Here is a 23141-nt window from a genome sequence, read left to right as displayed (position 1 = left end):
GCACACATGACACAGCCCATCGACATCAGCCCCGTCGCGTCAAAGGCCGATCGCAAGGCGTTTATCGACCTGCCATGGGCGATCTATGCCGACGATCCTTATTGGGTGCCGCCCCTGAAGGCGGAAGTCGCCGGATTGCTCGATCCCAAGGCCAATCCCTGGTTCGGCCATGGCGAGATCCAGCTCTTCTTGGCGCGTCGCGGGGACGAGGTCGTCGGCCGCATCAGCGCCCAGATCGATCATCTGTGGATCGAACGCTATCCGGGCGAAGGCCATTGGGGCCTGTTCGAGGCGGTCGATGCCGAGGTCGCCGCTGCCCTCATTGCGTCGGCCGAGGATTGGCTGCGCTCGAAGGGCATGAGCAAGGCGCTCGGTCCTTTCTCCATCTCGATCTGGGACGAGCCCGGCCTGCTGGTGCAGGGCTTCGAAGAGCATCCGTTGGTCATGATGGGGCACCACCGCCCGGCCTATGGCGGCTGGGTCGAGAGCGCCGGTTACGAGAAGGTCAAGGACCTGCACACGTTCGGGCTCGATATCCGCATCGACATGATCCCGCTGGTGCAAAAGCTGATCGATGCCGGCGAACGCTCGTCCAAGATTACGGTCCGCGATGTCGACAAGTCGAAGTTCGACGAGGAAGCGGCGATCATCCTCGACATCCTCAACGATGCCTGGTCGGACAATTGGGGTTTCATCCCGCTGACCGATGCAGAGATCGCCTATGCCGGAAAAAAGCTGAAGCCGATCATCGTCGAGGATCTCGTCAAGATCGCCGAATATGAGGGCGAGCCGGTCGCCTTCATGCTGACCATTCCCGACGTCAACGAACTGATCCGCGACCTCGACGGCAAGCTATTCCCGTTCGGCTGGGCGAAACTGCTCTGGCGCCTGCGCAACCCGTCAAATGTCAGCCGCGTCCGCGTGCCGCTGATGGGCGTGCGCAAGTCTCACCAGCGCGGTCGCCTCGCCAGCCAGCTTGCCTTCATGATGATCGAATATACCCGCCGCGTCTGCGTCGAGAAGTATGGCATCAACCATGGCGAGTTTGGCTGGGTGCTCGAGGACAACCAGGGCATGATGTCGATCGCCCAGCTGCCCGGCGCGGGCGTCAATCACACCTATCGGATTTTCGAGAAAGCGCTCTAGTCGGCGAAGCTCGCCCAGACCGGCGCATGGTCCGAGGCTTTTTCCTCGCCGCGCGCCCATTTGTGGACGCCGGCCCCGATCAGGCGATCGGCAGCACGCGGGCTGCACAGCAGGTGGTCGATCCGGAACCCCGCATCGCGCGGCCAGGCACCGCGCTGGTAATCCCAGAAGGTGTAGAGCTTCTCGGCATCGGGATGCAGCGCGCGTAGTGCGTCGGTCCAGCCGGCATGGACGATTCGGCGGAGCGCCTCGCGGCTTTCCGGCTGCATCAGCGCGTCCTTGGCCATGTCCTTGACCGAATAGGTATCGCGATCCTCGGGGATGACGTTGTAGTCGCCCGCCAGCACGGTCGGCTCCTCGCGCGCGAAGAGCTCGGAGGCATGGAGGCGCAACTGCTCCATCCAGGCGAGTTTGTAGTCGAATTTCTCGGTGCCGATGGGATTGCCGTTGGGCAGGTAGATGCTGGCGACGCGAAGGCCCTTCACATCGGCCTCGATATAGCGCGACTGGTCGGGATTGGGATCGTCGGGCAGGCCCTTGCGGACCAGTTCGGGCTCCTCGCCCTTGGCCAGGATGGCAACGCCGTTGAAGCCTTTCTGACCGTGCCAGACGCCCTTGTAGCCGGCCTCCTCAATCTCCTTGGTCGGGATCGCGTCATCGGCCGCCTTCAATTCCTGCAGGCAGACGATGTCCGGCTGTTCCTTCTCAAGATATTCGACCAGGCGCGGCAGGCGCGCGCGGATACCATTGATGTTGAAGGAAACGACGCTGGGCATCAGACCGAGAAGCTCGATCCGCAGCCACAGCCGCTGGCTGCATTGGGATTGGTGACCTGGAAGGACGCTCCGCCCAGATTCTCGACGAAATCGACCGCAGCACCTTTCAGGAATTCGAGGCTCATCGGGTCGACCAGCAAGGCGACGTCGTCCGTCTCCGTGCGGATATCGTCATCGGCTGGTTCGCCCAGTTCGAACTTGTAGGTAAAGCCGGCACAGCCGCCCCCATCGACCGACAGGCGCAGCATGGCGGGCTTGCCCTGCTTGTCGGCAATGGCGCGCACGCGCTTGGCCGCTGCGGGCGTGAGGAGGGGTTCGTCGGTCATGAGAGTGGATGTAGGATAGCAAAAAGCCCCGGACAAGCCGGGGCCTTCAACCTTTGTCGATGTGACGCGAGCTTACTCGCTGCCGCCGATCGCTTCCATCGCTTCATCAGCGCGGGTGCGGTCCTGCATGGCGAGGAGGTAGTCGCCCGATTCCATGAACGGAATGGGGTTCACTGCACGGCCGTCGATGCGGACTTCATAGTGCAGGTGGCTACCGGTCGAACGGCCGGTCGAGCCCATCTTGCCGATCTGCTCGCCGCGAAGGACGCGATCGCCGCGCTTCACCTGGACCTTCGAAAGGTGGGCGTAGCGGGTGGTGATGCCGTTGCCATGGTCGATCTCGATGAGATTGCCATAGCCACCGCTGTTCCAGCCGGCGCGAACGACGCGGCCATCGGCGGTCGACAGGATCGGCGTGCCGACGGGGCCGGCAAGGTCGATACCCTTATGGTTCGAACGGCGACCGCGGAACGGGTCGCGACGCGTACCGTAGCTCGAGGTCAGGCGGGCATCGTTGACCGGCATGGCCGAGGGAACGGCAATCACGCCATCATCGAGCGTGTCGAGACGCTTCCAGCTCTTGAACAGCTCGGCAAAGGTCTCGTCGGCGGTGAGGTCTCCCTCATAAGGACCACCGACCGAATCGACGCGGTCGGCGACACCGAGATCTTCAAGCTGCTTCAGCTTGGCATCATATTCTTCGTCGAGCAGGCGGTTGGCCATTTCGGCGAGCAGGAACTGACGGGCTTCGATCTGTTCGTGCCACGCCATCTCTTCCGCGTAGCTCATCTGCGCTTCGCGCTCGTTGAGCAGCTGCGCCGTGGCGAAACCCGACCAGCTGGTCAGGCCGAACACCATGGCGATCGCAAAAATCTGGCTGACGATGGAAATCTTGATGCGGGTCACGCGTTCACCGTCACGAAGAAATACCTCGCGATCGCGCAGCAGTTTACCCGTCCTAACTTTCGACTTGCCCATCTTCTAACCCGCTCCCAAATCCACTCGACCACTCTCGCGTCGAGTGGTTGTCATTGCGGAGGCTCCCCTGCCTCCGTCGCCTCAAACCCGAAAATCGGGCTCCCCAGCGAAGTTGTGAGCGAAGCTGTGGTCGAAAGGTTAAGGAAAGCAAGTGAACGTTCCCTATTTAGGGACGAATTGCTGCGACGAAGCGATGAACCGTTGGTCCGTTTGCGTTAGATTAACTATTTAACGGAAAGTAAACAGCGGAAAACCTTGATTTTCGTTAAATTTTGACATGGACCAAATGAGTGGTTCCGCCCGCCTCTCCCGGGCGTTATCAGGGCAGTGGGCCACGCCGTCCCAACGCGGTGCGCCTCTCTGAAAGGGGAGTATTTGAATGACCAGACCAACGCGCAAACCCGCGCGACCATATTTCTCGTCCGGACCCTGCGCGAAGCCGCCGGGCTGGAGCCTCGACAAGCTACGCACCGACGGCCTCGGCCGATCGCATCGCAGCGCGCATAACAAGGCGCGCTTGGCGCATTGCATCGCGCTGATGCGCGAGGTGCTCGATCTGCCGGACAGCCACCGAATCGGCATCGTCCCCGGTTCCGACACCGGCGCCTTCGAAATGGCCATGTGGACGATGCTGGGCCAGCGCCCGGTCACCGCCATGGGCTGGGAAAGCTTCGGCAAGGATTGGGTGAAGGACGTCGCCGACGAGCTGAAGCTGGAAAGCAATCTCGTCACTGCAGATTATGGCGAACTGCCCGACCTCGATGCGGTCGATTGGAGCCACGACGTCCTGTTCACCTGGAACGGCACGACCTCGGGCGTGAAGGTCCCGAATGGTGACTGGATCGCTGACGACCGCGAAGGCCTTGCGTTCGCTGACAGCACCAGCGCCGTCTTCGCGATGCGCATCCCATGGGACAAGGTCGATGTCGCGACCTTCAGCTGGCAGAAAGTGCTGGGCGGCGAGGCTGCGCATGGCGTGCTGATCCTCGGCCCGCGCGCCGTCGAGCGCCTCGAAAGCTACACGCCCGACCGTGCGCTACCCAAGCTCTTCCGCATGACAAAAGGCGGAAAGCTCAACGAGGGTATTTTCACCGGCGCGACCATCAACACGCCCTCGATGCTCTGCGTCGAAGATGCGATCCACAGCCTTGAATGGGCCAAGTCCGTTGGCGGCCTTGATGGCATGATCGCGCGTGCCGAGGCCAATGCAGCCGCAGTGAACCGCATGGTCGAGGAACGCGACTGGCTGCATCATCTTTGCAAGGACCCAGCGCTGCGCAGCGTTACCGGTGTGTGCCTCACCGCCGACGCCAGCCCCGACCAGGTGAAAGCGATGGTCAAGCTGCTCGAGGATGAAGGCATCGCCTACGATTTCGGCGCCTATCGCGACGCGCCTGCGGGCTTCCGCATCTGGTGCGGATCGACCGTCGACACTGCTGATATCGAGGCCCTCGGGCCCTGGCTCGACTGGGCCTATGGAGAGACCAAGTGAAAGTCCTGATTTCCGACAAGATGGATCCGCGCGCTGCCGAAATCTTCCGCGAGCGCGGGATCGAGGTGCACGAGAAACCGGGCCTCAGCCCCGAAGAGCAGAAGGCGATCATCGGCGAGTATGACGGCCTTGCCATCCGCTCGTCGACGAAGGTGACTGCCGACATGCTGGAGGCCGCGACGAACCTCAAGGTCATCGGCCGCGCCGGCATCGGGGTCGACAATATCGACATTCCCGCCGCAACCGCGAAGGGCATCGTCGTAATGAACACGCCGTTCGGCAATTCGATCACGACGGCCGAACATGCCATCGCTTTGATGTTCGCGCTGGCCCGCCAGCTTCCCGCCGCCGACGCCTCGACGCAGGCCGGCAAGTGGGAAAAATCCAAATTCATGGGCGTCGAGCTGACCGGCAAGACGCTGGGCCTGATCGGCGCCGGCAATATCGGCAGCATCGTCGCCGCCCGCGCGCAGGGGCTCAAGATGAAGGTCATCGCCTTCGATCCCTTCCTGACGCCCGAACGCGCCATCGAGATCGGGGTCGAAAAGGTCGACCTCGACACGCTGCTCGCCCGCGCCGACTTCATCACGCTGCACACGCCGCTGACCGACCAGACGCGCGGCATTCTCGGCCGCGACGCGCTGTCCAAGGTCAAGAAGGGCGTGCGCATCATCAACTGCGCGCGCGGCGGCCTCATCGACGAGGAGGCGCTCAAGGAAGGTCTCGAAAGCGGCCACATTGCCGGCGCTGCGCTCGATGTCTTCGCGACCGAGCCGGCCAAGGAAAATGCGCTGTTCGGCACGCCGGGCTTCATCTCGACCCCGCATCTCGGCGCCTCGACCACCGAAGCGCAGGTCAATGTCGCCATCCAGGTCGCCGAACAGATGAGCGACTACCTCCTGCTGGGCGGTATCACCAATGCCTTGAACAGCCCGTCGCTCTCGGCCGAGGAAGCGCCCCGTATCAAGCCCTATATGGGCCTGTCGGGCAATCTCGGTCGCCTCGTCGGCCAGGTGCTGGGCGAGGAAATCGATTCGATCGCGGTCGAGGTCGAGGGCGCTGCTGCCGAGCTCAACATCACGCCGATTTCGGGCGCGGTGCTGGCCGGCCTCATGGGCAGCTATTCGGACAGCGTGAACATGGTCAACGCGCCGGTGCTGGCCAAGGATCGCGGCCTCGACGTCTCCGAAGTGCGTCATGCCCACGAGGGCGATTATCACACGCTGGTCCGCGTCACGGCCCGACTCAAGGACGGCAACAAGTGCAATGTCGAAGGCACGCTCGTCGGCAATGCCAACCCGCGCCTCGTCGAGATGTTCGGCGTCGGCGTGGAGGCCGAATTGACCGGCCCGATGCTCTACATCGTCAATGAGGACGCGCCGGGCTTTATCGGCGCATTGGGGTCGACGCTCGGCGATGCGGACGTCAACATCGCAACCTTCGCGCTGGGCCGCCGCAACATTGGCGGTGAGGCGTTGGCGCTGGTCGCGATCGACAGCGAACCGTCCGAAAAATTGCTCGATGCGCTACGCGCCATTCGCGGTGTGAAGAAGGTTGTCGCGCTGCGCTTCGACTAGCGACTAGCAGAAATTGGCGGGGTGCGGGCCCATGCGCCCGCCCTCGTCATCCAATGCATCGATCCGCGCCATCTGCTCGTCGCTGAGCTCGAAGGTCGTGGCCGCAAAATTATCCTCGATATGCCCCCGGCTCGACGCTTTCGGGATGGTCAGCAATCCGTGCTGGAGATGCCAGCGGATGATGATCGCGGCCGGCGATTGCCCCGTCTCCTCGGCAATCGACGCAATCGCCGGATCGTCGAAATAGTCGGCCCGGCCGAGCGGCGACCAGCTTTGCGTTGCGATGCCCAGCTCTTCATGCACTTGGCGCAATTCACGCTGCTGGAAGCGAGGATGCAATTCGACCTGGTTCACTGCAGGTGCAAATCCGGTCGCATCGACCAATTCGCGTAGCTGGGTCTCCTCGAAATTGCTGACCCCGATCGATTTGGCGCGTCCCTCTTCGCGGAGCTCGATGAAGGCTTTCCATGTCTCCAGGTAGAGCTGCTTGTCCGGGCAAGGCCAGTGGATCAGCAGCAGGTCGACATCCTCTCGTCCGAGCCTGTTCAGCGCATGACCGAACGCGGTCTTGGCCTCCTCATAGCCTTGATCACTGTTCCAGATCTTCGTGGTCAGCCAGACATCGCCCCGATCCTGCAGCGCTTTGCCGACGCCGCGCTCATTCTCGTAGATGGAGCCCGTGTCGACGAGCTGGTAGCCGACATCGAGCGCGATCCCGACTGCATTGGGCGCCGCCTCGTCATCGATCTTGTAGGTGCCGAACCCCAATTGCGGGATCTGGCGGTCGTCGTTGAGGGTGATCATGGGCTGGTCGGTCACGGCGGATCCTGTCGGTTGTTCATCCCCTCAAACAATTGCGCCTCGCGATGTTCCAATCGGCAGGTTCAGGGTGGACGCGGCGCTCTCCTGTCCCTAGGCAGCAGGGCGCAAGTTCAATCGGGATTTCACGTCATGCCGAACGTCACCGTCATCGGCGCCCAATGGGGCGATGAGGGCAAGGGAAAGATTGTCGACTGGCTGGCCAGCCGCGCCGATCTGGTGGTCCGCTTCCAGGGCGGCCATAATGCCGGCCACACGCTGGTCGTCGACGGCACAACCTACAAATTGTCGCTGCTGCCCTCGGGCATCGTGCGCGGCACGCCGAGCGTCATCGGCAATGGCGTGGTGCTCGATCCATGGGCCCTGAAGGCCGAGATCGAAAAGGTCGAGGGCCAGGGCCTCAAGGTGACGCCGGAGACGCTCTGGATCGCCGAGAATACCCCGCTCATCCTGCCCATCCACCGCGACCTTGACGCGCTACGCGAAGATGCGCTGCAAAAGGGCAAGATCGGCACCACCCGCCGCGGCATCGGCCCGGCCTACGAGGACAAGGTCGGCCGCCGCGCCATCCGCGTTTGCGACCTTGCCGACCTCGACAGCATCGGCCCCATTTTCGAGCGCCTGTGTGCCCATCACGATCACCTGCGCGCCGGTTTCGGGCAGGACCCGATCGACCGCGACGCATTGCTCGCCGAGCTGCGCGAGATTGCCGACTTCGTGAACCCCTATGCACGGCCCGTCTGGCGCGACCTCGACGATGCCCGCCGCGAGGGCAAGCGCATCCTGTTCGAAGGCGCACAGGGCACCATGCTCGACGTCGACCATGGCACCTATCCGTTCGTCACCTCGTCCAACACGGTTTCCGGCACTGTCGGCGCTGGCAGCGGCATGGGCCCGACCGCGGCAGGCAATGTGCTTGGCATCACCAAGGCTTATACGACCCGCGTTGGATCGGGCCCCTTCCCAACCGAACTGGACGACGAGATCGGCCAGCGTCTTGGCGAGCGGGGCCATGAATTCGGCACGGTGACGAGCCGCAAGCGCCGCTGCGGCTGGTTCGACGCCGTGCTGGTACGCAAGAGCGTCGCGGTATGCGGGATCAACGGCATCGCACTGACCAAGATCGACGTGCTCGACGGGCTCGAGACGATTAAGATCTGCACCGGCTATCGCATCAACGGCAAGGTCTATGACTACATGCCGTCGAGCGCGAGCATGCAGGACGCGATTGAGCCTATCTATGACGAGATGCCCGGCTGGGAAGGCTCTTCTGCAGGCGCACGCAGCTGGGCCGAATTGCCGGCACGCGCGATCAAATATGTGCGCCGCATCGAGGAACTGGTGCGCTGTCCCGTGACATTGCTCTCGACCAGCCCCGAGCGCGACGACACCATCCTCGTCACGGACCCGTTCAGCCAGTGACCAGTCGCGAGACCACCGGCTTCCTGCCCAAGGACCATGCCGCCGACGCGCATGTCGGATGGAAGGACAAGCTGGCCTTTCTCGCTTTCGCCCCGATCACGGCGCCGTTCCTGCTGAAAAGCCTGCGCGGCGGTTCGAAAGAGGAAAAGCAGCGCCTCACCGAGCGGCTCGACCTGCCGGCCGACGCCTTGCCCAATCTGGGATCGTGGAAAGCCGATACGGGTTTCCTGCATCTCATCTGCGACATTATCGCGGCCAAGCGCCCCGGGCGCGTGGTCGAATTCGGATGCGGCGCCTCGTCGCTGGTCATTTCCGCGGCCCTCAAGCAAGCGGGCTGCCCGGCGCATACAAGCTTCGACCAGCATGCCGACTTCGTGGCCTCGACGACCGCATGGCTGGCCGATCACGATCTCGAGGCAGACATTCGCCATGCCGCGCTGCAGCCGATCGACGATGACTGGCCCGGCCTGTTCTACGATACCGGCCCGCTCGAAGACGGCATCGATCTCATGATCATCGACGGCCCGCCCTGGACGCTGCATCCGATGACGCGCGGCGGTGCGGCGCGGCTGTTCAAGCACCTCTCTCCGGGCGCGATCGTGCTGCTCGACGATGCCAGCCGCCCAGGCGAGCGGCTTGTCGCCAAACGCTGGCGCAAGGAACATCGCGACATCGACTTCCGCCTGTGGACCGGCGGCGAGAAGGGCACGCTGATCGGGACGAAGGCTAGCTGAACGCCTGCCAGGCCGCGAATCCGATGAGCAACCACAACAGGATGATGATGATTAGGCCGAGCCTGCTGACCGGTCGCTCGGCCATGCTTGCACCCCGCGCCCGCAATTCGGCGCGCAGGCCCCTCGGCACCAGTTTCAGCGCCAACCAGACCCCCGCCGGCACGATGAGCACGTCATCGACCAGCCCCAATACCGGAATGACGTCCGGAATGAGGTCGATCGGACTGAAGGCATAGGCTGCCACGAGCAGCGCGATGAGCTTGGGCAGCGCCGGCACCTCGGGATGCCGCGCCGCCACCCATAAAGTCAGCGCCTCGCGCCGGAGCGCCTTGGCCCAATGTTTCATCAGTCGATAGTGAGATCCGGTGCGTCCTCGGCCTTCATGCCGACGACATGATAGCCGGCATCGACATGGTGAACTTCGCCGGTCACGCCGCTCGACAGGTCGCTGAGGAAATAGAGGCCCGCACCGCCGACATCTTCGATCGTCACGTTGCGGCGCAGCGGCGCATTCACCTCGTTCCAGCGCATGATGTAGCGGAAATCGCCGATGCCGCTGGCGGCCAGCGTCTTGATCGGGCCCGCACTGATCGCGTTGACACGGATGCCTTCGGGGCCGAGGTCGGCGGCGAGATATTGCACGCTGGTCTCCAGCGCGGCCTTGGCGACACCCATGACGTTATAATGCGGGATGACTTTCTCGGCGCCATAATAGGTCAGCGTCAGGATCGACCCGTTCTCGTTCATCATCTCGCGCGCCCGCTTGGCGACCGCGACCAGGCTGTAGGCCGATATGTTCATGGTCATGAGGAAGTTGTCGAGGCTGGTGTCGACATATTTGCCGCGCAGCTCGTTCTTGTCGGAGAAACCGATCGCATGGACCACGAAGTCGAGGCTGTCCCAATGAGACTTCAGTTCGTCGAACGCCGTATCGAGCGCGTCCATGTCGGACACATCGCAATTGATGACGATGTCACTGCCAAGCTCGGCTGCCAGCGGCTCGACGCGCTTCTTCAGCGCATCGCCAAGGTAGGTGAAGGCCAGTTCGGCGCCCTGCTCCGCCAGCTTCTTCGAGATGCCCCAGGCCAGCGACTTGTTGTTGGCGAGCCCCATGATGAGCCCGCGTTTGCCCTTCATCAGGTCGGTCATGCTTTTCCCTCTTCAGTGTCGGGCTCTTCATCCTCGCCCGGATCCTCGATCTCGAGCTCGGACGCGTGCGGCCCCTCATATTTTTCGCCCTTTAGCGCCTTGTCACCCGAATCCGCTAGAGCCGCGTTCAATTCCGCACCGACAACGACGCCGAATCCGACGATATAGAAGAAGATCAGCGCGACCATCGCCCCGGCAAGGCTGCCATAGGTGCGCCCATAACCGCCGAACAATTGCACCGCCTGCGGCAACAGCGCGACCGTCACCAGCCACCATAGGGTGATCGCCAGCGCCCCCGGCCAGATACGGCACTGGCTGCGACGGTAGCGCAGCGGCGTCAGCGCCCAGATCAGCGTGTAGATCGTGCCGTAGAGCGTGACGGCCGGCACGATCTGCAGGAGCGTGATGAGCCCCGTCCCGTCGCGCTCGAGCACCGTATATTCGGCGATGAGTGCCTGCAGGCTCGACAGCGTGAGGCTGGAAGCAAAGGCGACCATCAGCAGGAAGACCGACCCCAGGATCAATCCGATCGAGGCCAGCCGATATTCCCAGAAAGGCGCCACCATGCGCACCCCGTAGGCGCGCCGCAGCACGTCGCGGATCGTCTCGATATAGCTGCCTGCCGTCCACATGCCGACAATGGCGCCGAACCAGAGTAGCGGGCCCGACCTGCCGCTCGTCGCCTCGAACAAGGGTTCTGCCAGCGCCTCGGCAACATTGGGCGGCAATTGCGACAACAATCCCAGGATCGCCTCGTCGGTGGCATCGCCGGTGCCCAGCAATTTGGCGACCGCGCTGGCCAAGATGATGAACGGGAACAGCGCCAGCATCGAGATGTAGGCAAGGTTGCCGGCATGGATAAAGCCGTCGGAATAGACGCCGACAGCGACGCGCTTGACGACCTCCCAGGGTCGCTCGCTGCGCTTGAGCTTCGAAATCGCCTCGCTACCGAACTTGGCGCGGAGGCTGGCCAGCCTCTTGCGCCGCGCCTCGGGGCTCTCTGGCGATCGATGGGTCAGAGGCTAGCTCCCCATCCCCGCGCGAGGATCACCGGGATGCTCCCAATCCTTCACAAAGGTTTCCAGCGCCGAGTCACCCTTCGGAATTTCGATTTCCAGCGTCACGAGCTGGTCGCCGCGACCACCGGTTTTCTTGGAAAAGCCCTTGCCCTTGAGGCGCATCACCGTGCCGCCGCTGGTGCCCTTGGGAATGGTCATGGTGACCGCGCCATCGACCGTCGGCACCTTCACCTTGGCGCCCTGGACGGCTTCCTTGAGCGTGATCGGCAGGTCGATACGGATATCGTTGCCGTCGCGCTTGAAATATTTGTGCCCGGCAATCGCGATGGTGACGATGGCATCGCCCTTGCCACCGGCGCCTTCTTCGCCCTGCCCGGCGAGGCGGATCTTGGTGCCGTCTTCGACTCCGGCGGGAAGCTTCATGTCGAGCGTCTTGCCGCCGGACAATTTGACCCGCTGCGGCTCCTGCCGCGCTGCGTCCACGAACGGCACGGTCAGGCGATAAATGGCGTCCTGGCCCTTTTGCGGCGGAGCGCTACGCCGTCCAAAGCCGCCAAAGCCACCGCGCTGGCGACCACCACCGCCACCGAAAATCCCTTCGAACAGGTCGGAAAGGTCGCTTTCCTCGAAGCCTTGCTGGCCAGCCCCTCCTCCCGGATAGCCCTGCCCGCGCGCGCCGCCACCGAAGCCACCGCCGCCAAAGCCGCCAAAAGGTGATTTGGGATTGCCTTCCTCGTCGATTTCGCCGCGATCATATTGCGCGCGTTTGTCCTTGTCCGCGAGGATGTCATAGGCCTGCGTGACCTTGCCGAAGCGCTCGGCGGCCTTGGGATTGTCCTTGTTGCGGTCGGGATGAAGCTGTTTGGCGAGGCTGCGATAGGCCTTCTTGATCTCGGCCTCGGTCGCGTCCCGCTTGACGCCCAGTTGCTGATATAGGTCCATAAGACAGTCCTAAAGCGCATCTTTTCGCAAAAAGCCAGCCTTGCGCTAACCCCTTTCCCCTCCTACGCCAACGCCATGGATCCGTTCCGCATCTTCGAAGAATGGTACGAAGAGGCCAAGGCCTCCGAACCGCGCGATGCCAACGCCATGGTCGTCGCCACCGCCACATCCGACGGGGCGCCGTCAGCCCGATATGTCCTGTTCAAGGATCACGGCCCGGGCGGCTTCGTCTTCTATACCAACCTTGAAAGCCGCAAGGGCTTGGAACTGGCCACCAATCCACGCGCGGCGATAGCGATCCACTGGAAATCCACCTACAAACAGGTGCGCATCGAGGGACCGGTGGAGCAGGTCGACGACGCCACCGCGGACGCCTATTTTGCAAGCCGTGGCCGCGACAAGCAGCTTGCCGCTAGCGCTTCGCAACAAAGCCGCGAACTTCCGAGCGAAGACCTCTTCGAAGCGCGGATCGAAGAACTCGACAAGCTTGATGTGTTGAGCCGTCCGGCCCACTGGTCGGGCCTGCGTGTCATCCCCGAACGGATCGAATTGTGGGAAGGCAATGAAAGCCGGACCCACCACCGCCGCCTGTTCGTCAAACAGGAAGACGGGAGCTGGACCGAGAGCCTGCTCTACCCATGAGCGGCGTGCATCATCACCACGGCCATGACCACCATAGCGAGCGGTCGACCCTGACCAAGCGCGCCGCGCTTTTCTCGGTCAGCGTCGCGCTCTTCCTGGTCGGGCTAAAGCTATGGGCAACGTGGAGCACAGACAGTGTCGCGATGCTCGGCAGTCTCGCCGATACCGCGCTAGACCTCATCGCCAGTCTCGTGACTTTCTTCGGCGTGCGGTACGCCGCCATGCCCGCCGACGAAGAACATCGCTTCGGCCATGGCAAGGCGGAAGCCATCGCCGCGCTCTTCCAGGTCATCCTCATTTCGGTCAGCGCCATCGGCATTGCATGGCGCGGAATCGAACGGTTCGGATCTGGCACACGGACGCAGGAGCTCGAACTTGGCGTCGGCGTCAGCGCTGTTGCCATCGTCGTGACATTAGGCCTGCTCGCCTACCAGCGCTTCGTCATCCGCAAGACCGGGTCGGTCGCAATCCAAACCGATCATGTCCATTACCAGTCCGACTTGCTGCTCAATCTCGCCGTCATCGCCGCGCTGGCGCTCGACCAATTGGGCAATTTCGCGCTTGCCGACCCGATCCTCGGCCTGGCCATCGCAGCCTGGCTACTCTGGGGCGCGTGGCGCGGCGCGGGACATGCGCTCAACCAGCTGATGGATCGCGAATGGGACGAGGATAAACGCCAGCGCTTCGTCGACATGATCAATGCCCATCCCGAATTGCACGGCATCCACGAACTGCGCACGCGCACCTCGGGTGGGCACGATTTCGCGCAATTCCATATCTGGCTCGACCCCGACATGACCATCTCGCAGGCGCATGTCGTGATGGACGAGATCGAGGCGACGATTCACAAGGAATTCCCGGCGGTCGACATCCTCATCCATCCCGATCCCAAGGGACTGAAGGAGCCAGGGCAGGACATGACACCCGAATGAAGCGCATTCCTTTCACGCAGGTCGACGCCTTTACCGACCGCACCAGCCGACTGACCGGCAATCCGGCCGCCGTCATGCCGCTCAAGGAATGGCTACGCGACGAACATCTGCGCAAGATTGCCGAAGAGAATAACCTCTCCGAAACCGCCTTCACCGTGCCGTGGCACGACGATGATGCCGACTATCATCTCCGCTGGTTCACGCCGACGACCGAAGTCGCGCTCTGCGGCCACGCCACCCTTGCCGCCGCGCACGTCCTGATCGGCGAACGCGAGGCGGTGCGCTTCAAGACCAATCATGCCGGGATCCTGACCGTGCGCCGCAATGGCGAGCATCTCGTCATCGACATGCCGCTCGCGAAGCACGAGCAGACCGACCTCGGCACGGCCACGCTCGCTGCCCTCGGTGTCGATGCAGAGCTGCATCTTTATCAGGGCCCCGAACCCCTGCTGATCGTCCCGCTGGAGGACGAAACCACGGTGCGCGGCCTCAAGCCCGACTTTGCAGCACTCCGCCATATCGAGGCGCTAGTGATGATCACCGCGCCTTCGTCCATGCCGAACGTGGATTTCGTCAGCCGCGTGTTCGCCGGCGCTTACGGGATCGACGAGGATCCGGTGACGGGCTCCGCGCATGCCGGCCTCGCCGCCTACTGGACCGAACAGACCGGCAAGACGCGGCTCAATGCCTTCCAGGCCAGCCGTCGCGGCGGCCGCCTAACCTGCATGGTCGAGGGCGACCGGCTCCACCTGATGGGCCGCGCCATGACCGTGATCGAGGGCGAGTTCTTCTTTTAGGCGTCTTCGAGTTCGGCAGCCTGCGTGGCGACGATCGTGCCACCGCCCAGCAAACGGTCACCTTCATAATAGACTGCCGACTGGCCCGGTGCGACGCCGAACTGGGGCGCATCGAAGCGCACGCCAACATCGGTGAGCGTGGCGGGAACGGGCGGCGCGAGGCTGCGCACCTTGGTCTCGACCTGCCGCTGGTCCTCGGCGAGCCAGTTGAGGCCTTCCACCGTGCAGGACGCGATGGCGAGCGCACGCTTGGGCCCGACCACGACCTCGCGCGCCTCGGGGTCGATCTTCACGACATAAAGCGGTTCGGCCTGTCCACCGATCTCCAGCCCACGGCGCTGGCCGATCGTATAATGGACGACGCCCGGATGATCGCCGAGCACGGTGCCGTCGAGCGTCACGATCTTGCCCGGCGCAGCCGTTTCCGGGCGCAGCTTCTTGACCAGCGAGGCATAGTCGCCGTCGGGCACGAAACAGATATCCTGACTGTCGGGCTTGTTGGCGACTTCCAGACCCGCTTCCTCGGCCAGCTTGCGCACCTCGTCCTTGGGCAGGTCGCCCAGCGGAAAACGCAGGAAGTCCAGCTGCTCCTGCGTGGTGCCATAAAGGAAGTAGCTCTGGTCGCGGCGCGGATCGCGGCCTTTCCAAAGCTGCGCCTTGCCGTCCTCACCGATGACGCGGCGCACATAATGGCCTGTCGCGAGGCAGTCGGCGCCCAGCTCTTTCGAGAAGGCGAGCAGGTCGACGAACTTCACGCCTTGGTTGCACTGGCTGCAGGGGATGGGCGTGCGGCCCATCGCATATTCGTCGGCAAACTTGTCGATCACGCCTTCGCGAAAACGCGATTCGTAATCGAGCACGTAGTGCGGAATACCCAACCGGTCGCACACCATCTTGGCATCATAGATGTCCTGCCCTGCGCAGCAGCTGCCCGAACGCGCCACGGCTTCGCCATGATCGTAGAGCTGCAAGGTCACGCCGATCACCTGCGCACCAGTCTTGGCAGCGAGGCAGGCAACCACGCTCGAATCCACGCCGCCGGACATGGCGACGACGATGCGCTGCGACGAAATGTCGCCGGAAAGGTCGAAATCGGGGATCATCTTGCTGTCATCTTTACCGGAAATTCACCCTGTTCGCATAGAGGATGAGGTTCGAAGAGGTCAAAAAAGGGGATGGCGTTTGGCCAGACACGAACGCGATTTTGGGGGCGCAAGCCCGATTTCAAGGGAAGAAGCCGCGCATTTGCGTGACTTGGTGGAAGCGAAGAATCGTCGCAACAGCGACGCTCTTATCCGCTTCCTTGCAGGGGAAGAGGATGCCGCGCCCACCGGCGGCGCCTTTGCCCGTTCATCAGGGTTAACGCCCGATAAGCAAAGTTAAGGACCGCGTTAACCCACCTCGTAGGTCTTTTCTTCAAGGCCGACGATTAAACACTGGTCCCGTAACGAACATGATTATCAGTTGAGGAATTCAATGCTCGAGAACCAGAAGATCAAGCCCGCTCAGGTGATTGGCCCGCTCGGCGAACCGCTGACACTGGAGTCGCTCCCCCCCAAGGGCACGACGCGCTGGGTTGTCCGTCGCAAGGCCGAGGTGGTGGCCGCGGTTAACGGTGGCCTGCTGACAGTCGACGAAGCGTGCGAACGCTATGACCTGAGCCTGGAAGAGTTCACCAGCTGGCAGCGTGCGGTCGACCGCTCGGGCATGCCCGGGCTGCGCGTCACGCGGCTCAAACAGTATCGCGATCAGTATGAGCGCCAGGCGCGCTACTAAGGATCGCCAGTAGAAGTACGCGTACCCGAATACCCAATCCCAAGACTATTCAACTTCCCTGAAACGGCCCCGTCCCTCCCTGGCGGGGCCGTTTTTTATTTCGCTTACGGTGGCGGAACAAAGGTCGGTGATCGCTCTTTGATTCCCCCAGACACCCGCGCATGGGGATTTGCGGGCTAACAGAGGGAGTAGTTGAATATGGGTATCATCATTCTGATCGTCGTCGGCGGCATTCTGGGCTGGCTTGCCAGCATCGTCATGCGCACCGACGCACAGCAGGGCATCCTGCTCAATATCGTCGTCGGCATTGTCGGCGCGCTGCTCGCCGGCTTCCTGGTGCCGGGCGGCTCAATCACCTCGGGCATCTCGCTGCCGAGCATCCTGTGGTCGCTGCTTGGTGCGATCGTCCTCCTGGCGATTGTCAACCTCGTCCGCCGCGGCAAGGTTCGCTAGAGCCTCAGCGCAGACCGAATGAAATGGGCCGGGACGCCGCCAAGGCATCTCGGCCCTTTCTTTGTGCGTGATCGACTATTCTAGGTCGAAGCTCATCGACAGGGTCACCGCAAGGTCCTGCTCGCCGGCCACGATTTGCGTACGCGATCCGGTCGTCACGATATCGGCCTCGGCCATCGCCATGGGCGGGCGCGGCCGATTGATGGGCCCGCCGCCTTCCTGCACGACGACAACCCGCGCGACGCGCTTGCCCATCGCGGCGGCATAGAGCTTGGCGCGGGCCATGCCCTTGGCGATGGCGTCCTGCCGCGCCTCGTCCAGCGCCTCTTCCGGATCATCGATCATCAGCGTCGGGCCATTAAGCTGGTTCGCACCTTCCGCGACGAGGATGTCGAGGATGCGCCCCGCCTGCTCGATATCGCGAAAACGGATCGTCAGGCTGTTATTGGCAACATAGCCGGTCAACTTGGGCGTCTCGCGATCGCGATAATCATATTGCGCGTTGAGATTGATGCGCTGCGTCTGGATGTCGCGGCGCTCGATCCCGAGATCTTCCAGCGCATCGAGCATGGCGTCGATCCGCTGCGCATTCTGCGCCAGCGCGTCCGAGGCGGTCAGCGCGCGGGTCTGCACACCGGCATTGATAACGGCGATATCGGGCACGCGGGTGGCCTTGCCGGTGACGGTGATATCGAGCCGCGTTGCATCCGCGCTCATGGCCGCAGGCGCGCTTTGCGCCATCGCCATGGTCGGCATGGCCGTGGCCAAAGCAAGGCCCGCCAGTGCCGGGGTCAACAAGTTACGCATACCAAATCTCCCTCAAATATGTGCGCGCGAAACCGCGCCGTTGCCCGCCAAAGGGCCACGGCGCGGCTGCACCAGCGATGAATGGCATGTGCGTGGCGCCTTAGCGCTTTTTCACGACCATCCGGTAGATGAAGAGGATGATCAGCGCGCCGACGATAGCGCCGATCCAGCTCGCGCCTTCTCCGGCATCGTAGAAACCGACCGCGCGGCCGAGGAAACCGGCGACGACCGCGCCGGCAATGCCGAGGATCATCGTGACGAGGCAGCCGCCCGGATCCTTGCCCGGCATGATGAGCTTGGCGATCCCGCCTGCAACAAGCCCGATGATGATCCAGGCCAGCCACCCATGTTCAGTCAACAAATCCATCACCCAAACTCCCTCTGTTGCGCGGGTTTTCCCTAGACTTCCCGCAATTGTCGCGTTGCCGATCTTAGAGCATTGCGGCGCCGATGCGACAAGCCCATGACCGTTTGTCGAAAAGACCGGCGCGCTGGCAAAGGCGATGCGGTTAAGCGGTGCAACTGTGCTAGGAACATGATACGGCTCGCGCGCGCATCAATAGTGGCGTGTCCAGCAATGGGGATTTTTTGGGAAAAATGGTCATGAACCGCGAAACGACGATCGGCACGCCCGCTATCGAAGACGAAAATTACGAACGCGACCGCAAGCGCCGTCGCTTGGCGCTCATCGTCGGCATCATTCTCGTCATCGGCGCCCTGCTGGCGGCCTTTTATCTGATGGGCGGCGAAGAGGAAACCGGTCCGGCCGGTGCCCAGGGTGCCTCCAGCAACCGCCAGGCCCCCAGCGTCACCGTCATCGTCCCCGGCAATACCGAAATCGGTCGTACCATCGTGACCTCCGGCACGCTGGCCGCGCGCCGCGACCAGTCGGTCGGCATTTCCGGCCAGGGTGGCCGTGTCACCCGCGTCCTCGTCGAGGCCGGCGACTGGGTCCGCCAGGGCCAGCTGCTCGCCTCGATCGAGCGCGACGTGCAGGTCCAGCAGGCCGCCCAGCAGCGTGCCAGCATCGCCGCCGCGCAGGCCGATGCCGCGCTTGCCAAGAACGAACTCGAACGCGCCCAGCAGCTGGTCGAGCGTGGCTTTGTCAGCCAAGCCGATATCGACCGCCGCCAGGCCACTTACGACGCCGCAGTCGCGCGGGTCGAAGTCGCCCGCGCCCAGCTGCGCCAGACCCAGGCCTCGATCGGCTTGCTCGACATTCGCGCCCCCACGTCGGGCCTGATCCTCGAGCGCAACATCGAAGTCGGCCAGGTCGTCGGCGGCGGCACGCCCAACGCGTTCCGCATGGCCCGTGGCGGCGAAATGGAAATGCGCGCGGTGCTGAGCCAGGAAGACCTCGCCAACGTCAGCGTCGGCATGCCCGCCACGATCATCCCGACCGGCACCGACCGCGAATTTGTCGGCCAGATCTGGCAGGTGTCGCCAGTCATCGACCCGCAGAGCCGCCAGGGTGAAGTGCGCATCGCCATCCCCTACGACTCGGCCATCCGTCCCGGCGGTTTTGCCGAAGCGCGGATCGGCGCCGGCGCGACGACGGCCCCGCTGCTGCCGCAGTCGGCAGTACTCGCCGATGCTAATGGCAACTATGTCTATATCGTCACCGAGAACGATACGGTCGCGCGCCGCGACGTAACGATCGGCACGGTCGATGATCGCGGCGTTACCATCGCCAGCGGCATCACCGGCGGCGAACGCATCGTCAGCCGCGCCGGCGCGTTCCTTACCGAGGGCCGTGCCGTCACGCCGGTGGTCGAACCCGCCGCGAGCGAAATGCCCGGGGCGGCAGCCGAGACCGACGAAGAAGCCGAAGTCCGCTAAGCGTATTTGAATCTGGAGCCAGCATCATGAATTTCCGCAACATTTCGGCATGGAGCATCCGCAATCCGGTGCCGCCGATCGTGCTGTTCACGATTTTGCTGGTTGCCGGGATCATCGCCTTCGTCCGCATGGAGGTGACCAACAATCCGGACATCGATTTCCCGGCGGCCAATGTCGGCATCAGCCAGCCTGGCGCCGCGCCCGAGGAAATGGAGAACCAGATCACGCAGCGTGTCGAAGCCGCCGTGCGCGGCATCGAGGGCGTCGACGAGATCAACAGCTCGGTCAACGAGGGCTTCACCAACACCTTCGTCCAGTTCGAGATCGGCACTCCGGTCGATCGCGCCGTCAACGATGTGCGCAACGCCATCGCGCAGATCCGCGGCGACCTGCCCGCCGGCATCCTCGAGCCGCGCGTGAGCCGCGTCGACATTGGCGGCGGCGGCAGCCTTTCCTTCATCGCCGCGCGCACCACCGACATGACGCTGGAACAGCTTTCCTGGTATATCGACAATGACGTCTCGCGCCGCCTGCTCGGCGTCGAGGGCATTGCCGAGGTCAGCCGCTTCGGCGGCGTCGATCGCGAAATCAGCGTCATCCTCGATCCGCGCGCGCTCCAGGCGCAGGGCATCACCGCCGCGCAGGTCAATTCGCAGCTGCGCCAGCTCAACATCAACGCTGCCGGCGGTGCCACCGAACTTGCCGGCTCGCGCCAGACCGTCCGCATCCTCGGCAACGCCGCGACCGCGGCCGCGCTCGCCGATACTCGTATCCCGACCTCGGGTGGGCGCACCGTGCGCCTCAGCGAGATTGCCGAAGTGCGCGATGCCGCGTCAGAGCAGACCAGCTATGCGCGCATGAATGGCGAGGAAGTCGTCGTCTTCAACTTCAGCCGCGCCAAGGGCGCCTCGGACGTCACCGCCTATGATGATGGCTGGGCCGAATTGCAGCGCATCGAACGCGATGATCCGCGCATCGACTTCATCGAGATTTCGAACAATGTGGACTATACCAAGATCCAATATACCAGCTCGATGACCGCGCTCATCGAAGGCGCGGTGCTGGCGGTCCTCGTCGTCTTCCTTTTCCTTCGCGACTTCCGCGCGACGATCATCGCTGCGGTCGCGATCCCCTTGTCGGCGATCCCGGCCTTCTTCTTCATGGATCTGATGAGCATCAACCTCAACTTCCTCAGCCTGCTCGCGCTCGCTTTGGTGGCCGGGGTGTTGGTCGATGACGCGATCGTGGAGATCGAGAATATCGTCAGACATATGCGGATGGGCAAGTCCGCCTATCAGGCATCGATCGACGCTGCCGACGAGATCGGGCTGGCGGTGCTTGCCACCACCATGACCATCGTCGCGGTCTTCCTGCCGGTCGCCATGATGCCCGGCATTTCGGGCCAGTTCTTCCAGAATTTCGGCTATACCGTCGTGCTCGCGGTCATCATGTCGCTCCTTGTCGCGCGCATGATCACGCCATTGATGGCAGCCTATTTCCTGCGCGCCGAGGGTGAAGCGGAACATGGCAATAGCTGGTGGATGCGCAAATATCTGGCGATCCTCGGCTGGACCCTGTCCAACAAGAAGTCGAAAGACATCATCAACGGCCTCGACGTTCCCGAGCGCAAGCCGATCTACAAGAAAATCCCGGAATATCTCGCGCTGGGCTTTGCCGCCTTGCTGATCATTTCGTCCTTCTTCCGTCCGCAGTCCGAGATGGTCGACGGCACCATGGTGATCACGCCCGGCCGCAGCGTCGACGGCTTCGGCGACCTCCTGAAGCTCCTCATGGACTTCGGCTTCACCTTCCTCGGCCTTCTGATCGTCATCAGCTTCGTCTTCATGGCGATTGCCGGGATCTGGGGCGCCATCACCAAGCAGCGCGATGGCTGGGGCCAGCGCGGTGTCTATCGCTGGAAGCGTATCGGTGCGCGCCTGCGCGACCATCGCCTCTCGGCGGTCGTCGGCGGCTTCGTGACGCTCGGCCTCACCATCATGCTGTTCGCCCAGCTGCCGATCGAGTTCAGCCCGCTTGAAGATCGCGACCAGTCGACCATCAACGTCTCGCTGCCCCCGGGCGCGACGATCGAGCAGACCGCTGCCATCGTCGAGCGCGTCGCTGCGACCGTCGAAGACCATCCCGAGGTCGATGCCGTGTTCCAGCGCATCTTTACCGGTCGCGGCAACGTCAACGTGATCTGGAACGAGGACCGTCCCAACCCGTCCTACGAATATGAACGCGAGCTCGCGCCTGCGCTGACGCAGATCCCCGATGCCCGCATCAACTTCCAGAACCAGGGCGGTGGCGGCCCCGGCGGTTCGGGTCAGGCGATCACCTATTATCTCGGCTCGACCGACCCGCTGCTGCTCGAGGAAACCGCCTACCAGATCATGGAAGAAATGGCGGCACGTCCGGAATTTGTCGGCCCGCGCGTGATCGGCGACGATATCCGTCCCGAAATCAACATCACGCCGCGCTTCGACCTCGCCGCGGACCTCGGTGTCTCGACCATCTCGCTCTCGCAGACGATCCGCATCGCGACCTTGGGCGACATCGAACAGAATAGCGCCCGCTTCAGTCTGTCGGATCGCCAAATCCCGATCCGCGTCGCATTGTCGGAAGAAGAGCGCGAGAATATCGATACGCTCCTCAACCTGCCGGTGCCGACCAATTCGGGCGGTTCGGTGCCGCTGAAGTCGGTTGCCGACATCAGCTTCGGTGCCGGTCCCACCTCGATCCAGCGCACCGACCAGCAACGTCGCATCGCCATCGGCACCGACGTCGCGCAAGGCGTCGCCATCGGCGAAGCGCGCGCACTGGTCCAGCAGCTGCCGACCATCGCCAACCTGCCGCAGGGCGTGCAGGAGCTCGAACTGGGCGAAGCCAAGTGGCAGGCCGAGTTGCTGCGCAACTTCGTCATCGCCGTCGGCGCGGGCATCATGCTGATGTTCGCGGTGCTGGTGCTGCTCTACCGCCGCTTCCTCGCGCCGTTCGTGAACATGGGCTCGCTGCTGCTCGCGCCCCTGGGTGCAGCCGTCGCGCTCCACCTTGCGGGCATGAGCGTCTCGCTGCCGGTCTTCATCGGCATCCTCCTGCTGCTCGGCATCGTCGCCAAGAACTCGATCCTGCTGGTCGATTTCGCGCTCGACATGATGGAAGGCGGCATGGAGAAGGACGAGGCGATCCACGAAGCCGGCCACAAGCGTGCCCAGCCGATCGTCATGACCACGGTCGCGATGGTCGCGGGCATGATCCCGATCGCGCTCTCGCTCCATGGCGACTCGTCCTGGCGCGCGCCGATGGGCTGGTCGGTGATTGGCGGCCTCATCTTCTCGACCGTGCTGACCCTGCTGCTCGTGCCGGCCTTCTTCAGCCTCGCCATCGATATCGAGAAGAAGATCGCCAAGCGCTTCGGCGGCCTCGTCAACGAGAATGAAGACCGGCGCCTCGAAGGCCCGCGCTCGCCGGAGCTTCCCGGCGACGACCGGCCGGGAATGCTGCCTGCCGAGTGA

General features: G+C 63.3%; 24 protein-coding genes. 13 read left to right on the top strand and 11 right to left on the bottom strand.

Annotation, left to right across the window (positions count from 1 at the left end; all coding sequences use genetic code 11):
* The first annotated feature begins 6 nt into the window (after positions 1 to 6).
* Complete coding sequence (locus NDO55_RS11790; RefSeq protein ID WP_252115434.1) at positions 7 to 1146, top strand: N-acetyltransferase; 1140 nt, start codon at positions 7 to 9, stop codon at positions 1144 to 1146.
* Here NDO55_RS11790 and xth read toward each other — a convergent pair.
* From xth to NDO55_RS11775, 3 genes are all read right to left on the bottom strand, one after another.
* Entirely contained in the window at positions 1143 to 1922 is a 780-nt protein-coding gene (gene xth, locus NDO55_RS11785) for an exodeoxyribonuclease III (protein ID WP_252115432.1), read from the bottom strand. The two genes, NDO55_RS11790 and xth, sit on opposite strands and share 4 nt — an antisense overlap.
* A complete protein-coding gene (gene erpA, locus NDO55_RS11780; RefSeq protein WP_252115430.1) occupies positions 1922 to 2248 on the bottom strand; it encodes an iron-sulfur cluster insertion protein ErpA in 327 nt (108 codons plus the stop codon). The genes xth and erpA overlap by 1 nt, the downstream gene beginning before the upstream one ends.
* A 72-nt stretch (positions 2249 to 2320) precedes the next feature.
* Positions 2321 to 3226: a M23 family metallopeptidase gene (locus tag NDO55_RS11775; RefSeq protein WP_252115428.1), complete on the bottom strand. Its 906-nt coding sequence runs from the start codon at positions 3224 to 3226 to the stop codon at positions 2321 to 2323.
* A 379-nt stretch (positions 3227 to 3605) separates the two neighbouring features.
* On the opposite strand from NDO55_RS11775, the gene NDO55_RS11770 reads away from it, so the two are divergent.
* Together NDO55_RS11770 and serA are read left to right on the top strand one after the other, a co-directional pair.
* Positions 3606 to 4718 carry a phosphoserine transaminase gene (locus tag NDO55_RS11770; protein ID WP_252115426.1) on the top strand — a complete coding sequence of 371 codons (1113 nt, stop codon included), beginning with the start codon at positions 3606 to 3608 and terminating at the stop codon, positions 4716 to 4718.
* Positions 4719 to 4738: 20 nt separating this feature from the next.
* Positions 4739 to 6295 carry a phosphoglycerate dehydrogenase gene (gene serA, locus NDO55_RS11765; RefSeq protein WP_252115614.1) on the top strand — a complete coding sequence of 519 codons (1557 nt, stop codon included), beginning with the start codon at positions 4739 to 4741 and terminating at the stop codon, positions 6293 to 6295.
* Positions 6296 to 6298: 3 nt separating this feature from the next.
* On the opposite strand, the gene NDO55_RS11760 is transcribed toward serA, so the two are convergent.
* A complete protein-coding gene (locus tag NDO55_RS11760) occupies positions 6299 to 7114 on the bottom strand; it encodes an aldo/keto reductase (RefSeq protein ID WP_252115425.1) in 816 nt (271 codons plus the stop codon).
* A 132-nt stretch (positions 7115 to 7246) separates the two neighbouring features.
* Between NDO55_RS11760 and NDO55_RS11755 the strand changes: the two genes are divergently transcribed.
* Together NDO55_RS11755 and NDO55_RS11750 are read left to right on the top strand one after the other, a co-directional pair.
* Complete coding sequence (locus tag NDO55_RS11755) at positions 7247 to 8536, top strand: adenylosuccinate synthase (protein WP_252115424.1); 1290 nt, start codon at positions 7247 to 7249, stop codon at positions 8534 to 8536.
* Positions 8533 to 9270 carry a class I SAM-dependent methyltransferase gene (locus tag NDO55_RS11750; RefSeq protein ID WP_252115423.1) on the top strand — a complete coding sequence of 246 codons (738 nt, stop codon included), beginning with the start codon at positions 8533 to 8535 and terminating at the stop codon, positions 9268 to 9270. The genes NDO55_RS11755 and NDO55_RS11750 overlap by 4 nt, the downstream gene beginning before the upstream one ends.
* On the opposite strand, the gene NDO55_RS11745 is transcribed toward NDO55_RS11750, so the two are convergent.
* The 4 genes from NDO55_RS11745 to NDO55_RS11730 are packed head-to-tail and all read right to left on the bottom strand — an operon-like array spanning position 9263 to position 12380.
* On the bottom strand, positions 9263 to 9616 hold the full coding sequence (locus NDO55_RS11745; RefSeq protein ID WP_252115422.1) for a YkvA family protein: 354 nt from the start codon (positions 9614 to 9616) through the stop codon (positions 9263 to 9265). The genes NDO55_RS11750 and NDO55_RS11745 overlap by 8 nt on opposite strands.
* Positions 9616 to 10419 (bottom strand): enoyl-ACP reductase FabI, encoded by an 804-nt coding sequence (fabI, locus tag NDO55_RS11740; RefSeq protein WP_252115421.1) that lies wholly within the window; start codon positions 10417 to 10419, stop codon positions 9616 to 9618. Before fabI ends, NDO55_RS11745 begins: the two co-directional genes overlap by 1 nt.
* A complete protein-coding gene (locus NDO55_RS11735; RefSeq protein ID WP_279639208.1) occupies positions 10416 to 11393 on the bottom strand; it encodes a YihY/virulence factor BrkB family protein in 978 nt (325 codons plus the stop codon). Before NDO55_RS11735 ends, fabI begins: the two co-directional genes overlap by 4 nt.
* A 48-nt stretch (positions 11394 to 11441) precedes the next feature.
* Positions 11442 to 12380 (bottom strand): DnaJ C-terminal domain-containing protein, encoded by a 939-nt coding sequence (locus NDO55_RS11730; RefSeq protein WP_252115418.1) that lies wholly within the window; start codon positions 12378 to 12380, stop codon positions 11442 to 11444.
* Between the two features lie 75 nt (positions 12381 to 12455).
* Here NDO55_RS11730 and pdxH point away from each other — a divergent pair, with 75 nt between their 5' ends.
* From pdxH to NDO55_RS11715, 3 genes are read left to right on the top strand one after another with little or no spacing between them, the layout of a single operon-like run.
* Positions 12456 to 13022, top strand: coding sequence for a pyridoxamine 5'-phosphate oxidase (gene pdxH / locus NDO55_RS11725; RefSeq protein ID WP_252115417.1), 567 nt, complete (start codon positions 12456 to 12458; stop codon positions 13020 to 13022).
* Entirely contained in the window at positions 13019 to 13954 is a 936-nt protein-coding gene (locus tag NDO55_RS11720) for a cation diffusion facilitator family transporter (protein WP_252115415.1), read from the top strand. Before pdxH ends, NDO55_RS11720 begins: the two co-directional genes overlap by 4 nt.
* On the top strand, positions 13951 to 14751 hold the full coding sequence (locus tag NDO55_RS11715; protein WP_252115413.1) for a PhzF family phenazine biosynthesis protein: 801 nt from the start codon (positions 13951 to 13953) through the stop codon (positions 14749 to 14751). Before NDO55_RS11720 ends, NDO55_RS11715 begins: the two co-directional genes overlap by 4 nt.
* On the opposite strand, the gene mnmA is transcribed toward NDO55_RS11715, so the two are convergent.
* The gene (gene mnmA / locus NDO55_RS11710) at positions 14748 to 15854 is read right to left on the bottom strand and encodes a tRNA 2-thiouridine(34) synthase MnmA (protein WP_252115411.1); all 1107 of its coding nucleotides are present in this window, start codon (positions 15852 to 15854) and stop codon (positions 14748 to 14750) included. The genes NDO55_RS11715 and mnmA overlap by 4 nt on opposite strands.
* 79 nt (positions 15855 to 15933) lie before the next feature.
* Here mnmA and NDO55_RS11705 point away from each other — a divergent pair, with 79 nt between their 5' ends.
* The 3 genes from NDO55_RS11705 to NDO55_RS11695 all read left to right on the top strand — a co-directional run bounded on the left by NDO55_RS11705 (position 15934) and on the right by NDO55_RS11695 (position 16980).
* Positions 15934 to 16134 (top strand): hypothetical protein, encoded by a 201-nt coding sequence (locus NDO55_RS11705; RefSeq protein ID WP_252115409.1) that lies wholly within the window; start codon positions 15934 to 15936, stop codon positions 16132 to 16134.
* A gap of 93 nt (positions 16135 to 16227) precedes the next feature.
* On the top strand, positions 16228 to 16527 hold the full coding sequence (gene sciP / locus NDO55_RS11700) for a CtrA inhibitor SciP (protein ID WP_252115407.1): 300 nt from the start codon (positions 16228 to 16230) through the stop codon (positions 16525 to 16527).
* 198 nt (positions 16528 to 16725) lie between these two features.
* Entirely contained in the window at positions 16726 to 16980 is a 255-nt protein-coding gene (locus NDO55_RS11695; RefSeq protein WP_252115405.1) for a GlsB/YeaQ/YmgE family stress response membrane protein, read from the top strand.
* Between the two features lie 75 nt (positions 16981 to 17055).
* Here the strand turns inward: NDO55_RS11695 and NDO55_RS11690 are convergent, their stop codons facing one another.
* Positions 17056 to 17787, bottom strand: a complete 732-nt coding sequence (locus tag NDO55_RS11690) for an SIMPL domain-containing protein (protein ID WP_252115404.1) — start codon at positions 17785 to 17787, stop codon at positions 17056 to 17058.
* A 100-nt stretch (positions 17788 to 17887) separates the two neighbouring features.
* Entirely contained in the window at positions 17888 to 18154 is a 267-nt protein-coding gene (locus tag NDO55_RS11685) for a GlsB/YeaQ/YmgE family stress response membrane protein (RefSeq protein ID WP_252115402.1), read from the bottom strand.
* A 236-nt stretch (positions 18155 to 18390) separates the two neighbouring features.
* Between NDO55_RS11685 and NDO55_RS11680 the strand changes: the two genes are divergently transcribed.
* The gene (locus NDO55_RS11680; RefSeq protein WP_252115400.1) at positions 18391 to 19626 is read left to right on the top strand and encodes an efflux RND transporter periplasmic adaptor subunit; all 1236 of its coding nucleotides are present in this window, start codon (positions 18391 to 18393) and stop codon (positions 19624 to 19626) included.
* Between the two features lie 26 nt (positions 19627 to 19652).
* On the top strand, positions 19653 to 23141 hold the full coding sequence (locus NDO55_RS11675; protein ID WP_252115398.1) for an efflux RND transporter permease subunit: 3489 nt from the start codon (positions 19653 to 19655) through the stop codon (positions 23139 to 23141).

Source organism: Sphingomicrobium sediminis (genome assembly GCF_023805295.1).
In the GTDB taxonomy this organism is placed as follows: Bacteria; Pseudomonadota; Alphaproteobacteria; order Sphingomonadales; family Sphingomonadaceae; genus Sphingomicrobium; species Sphingomicrobium sediminis.
Note: the sequence above shows the minus strand (reverse complement) of the source record. Positions and strands in the feature narration are given on the sequence as shown.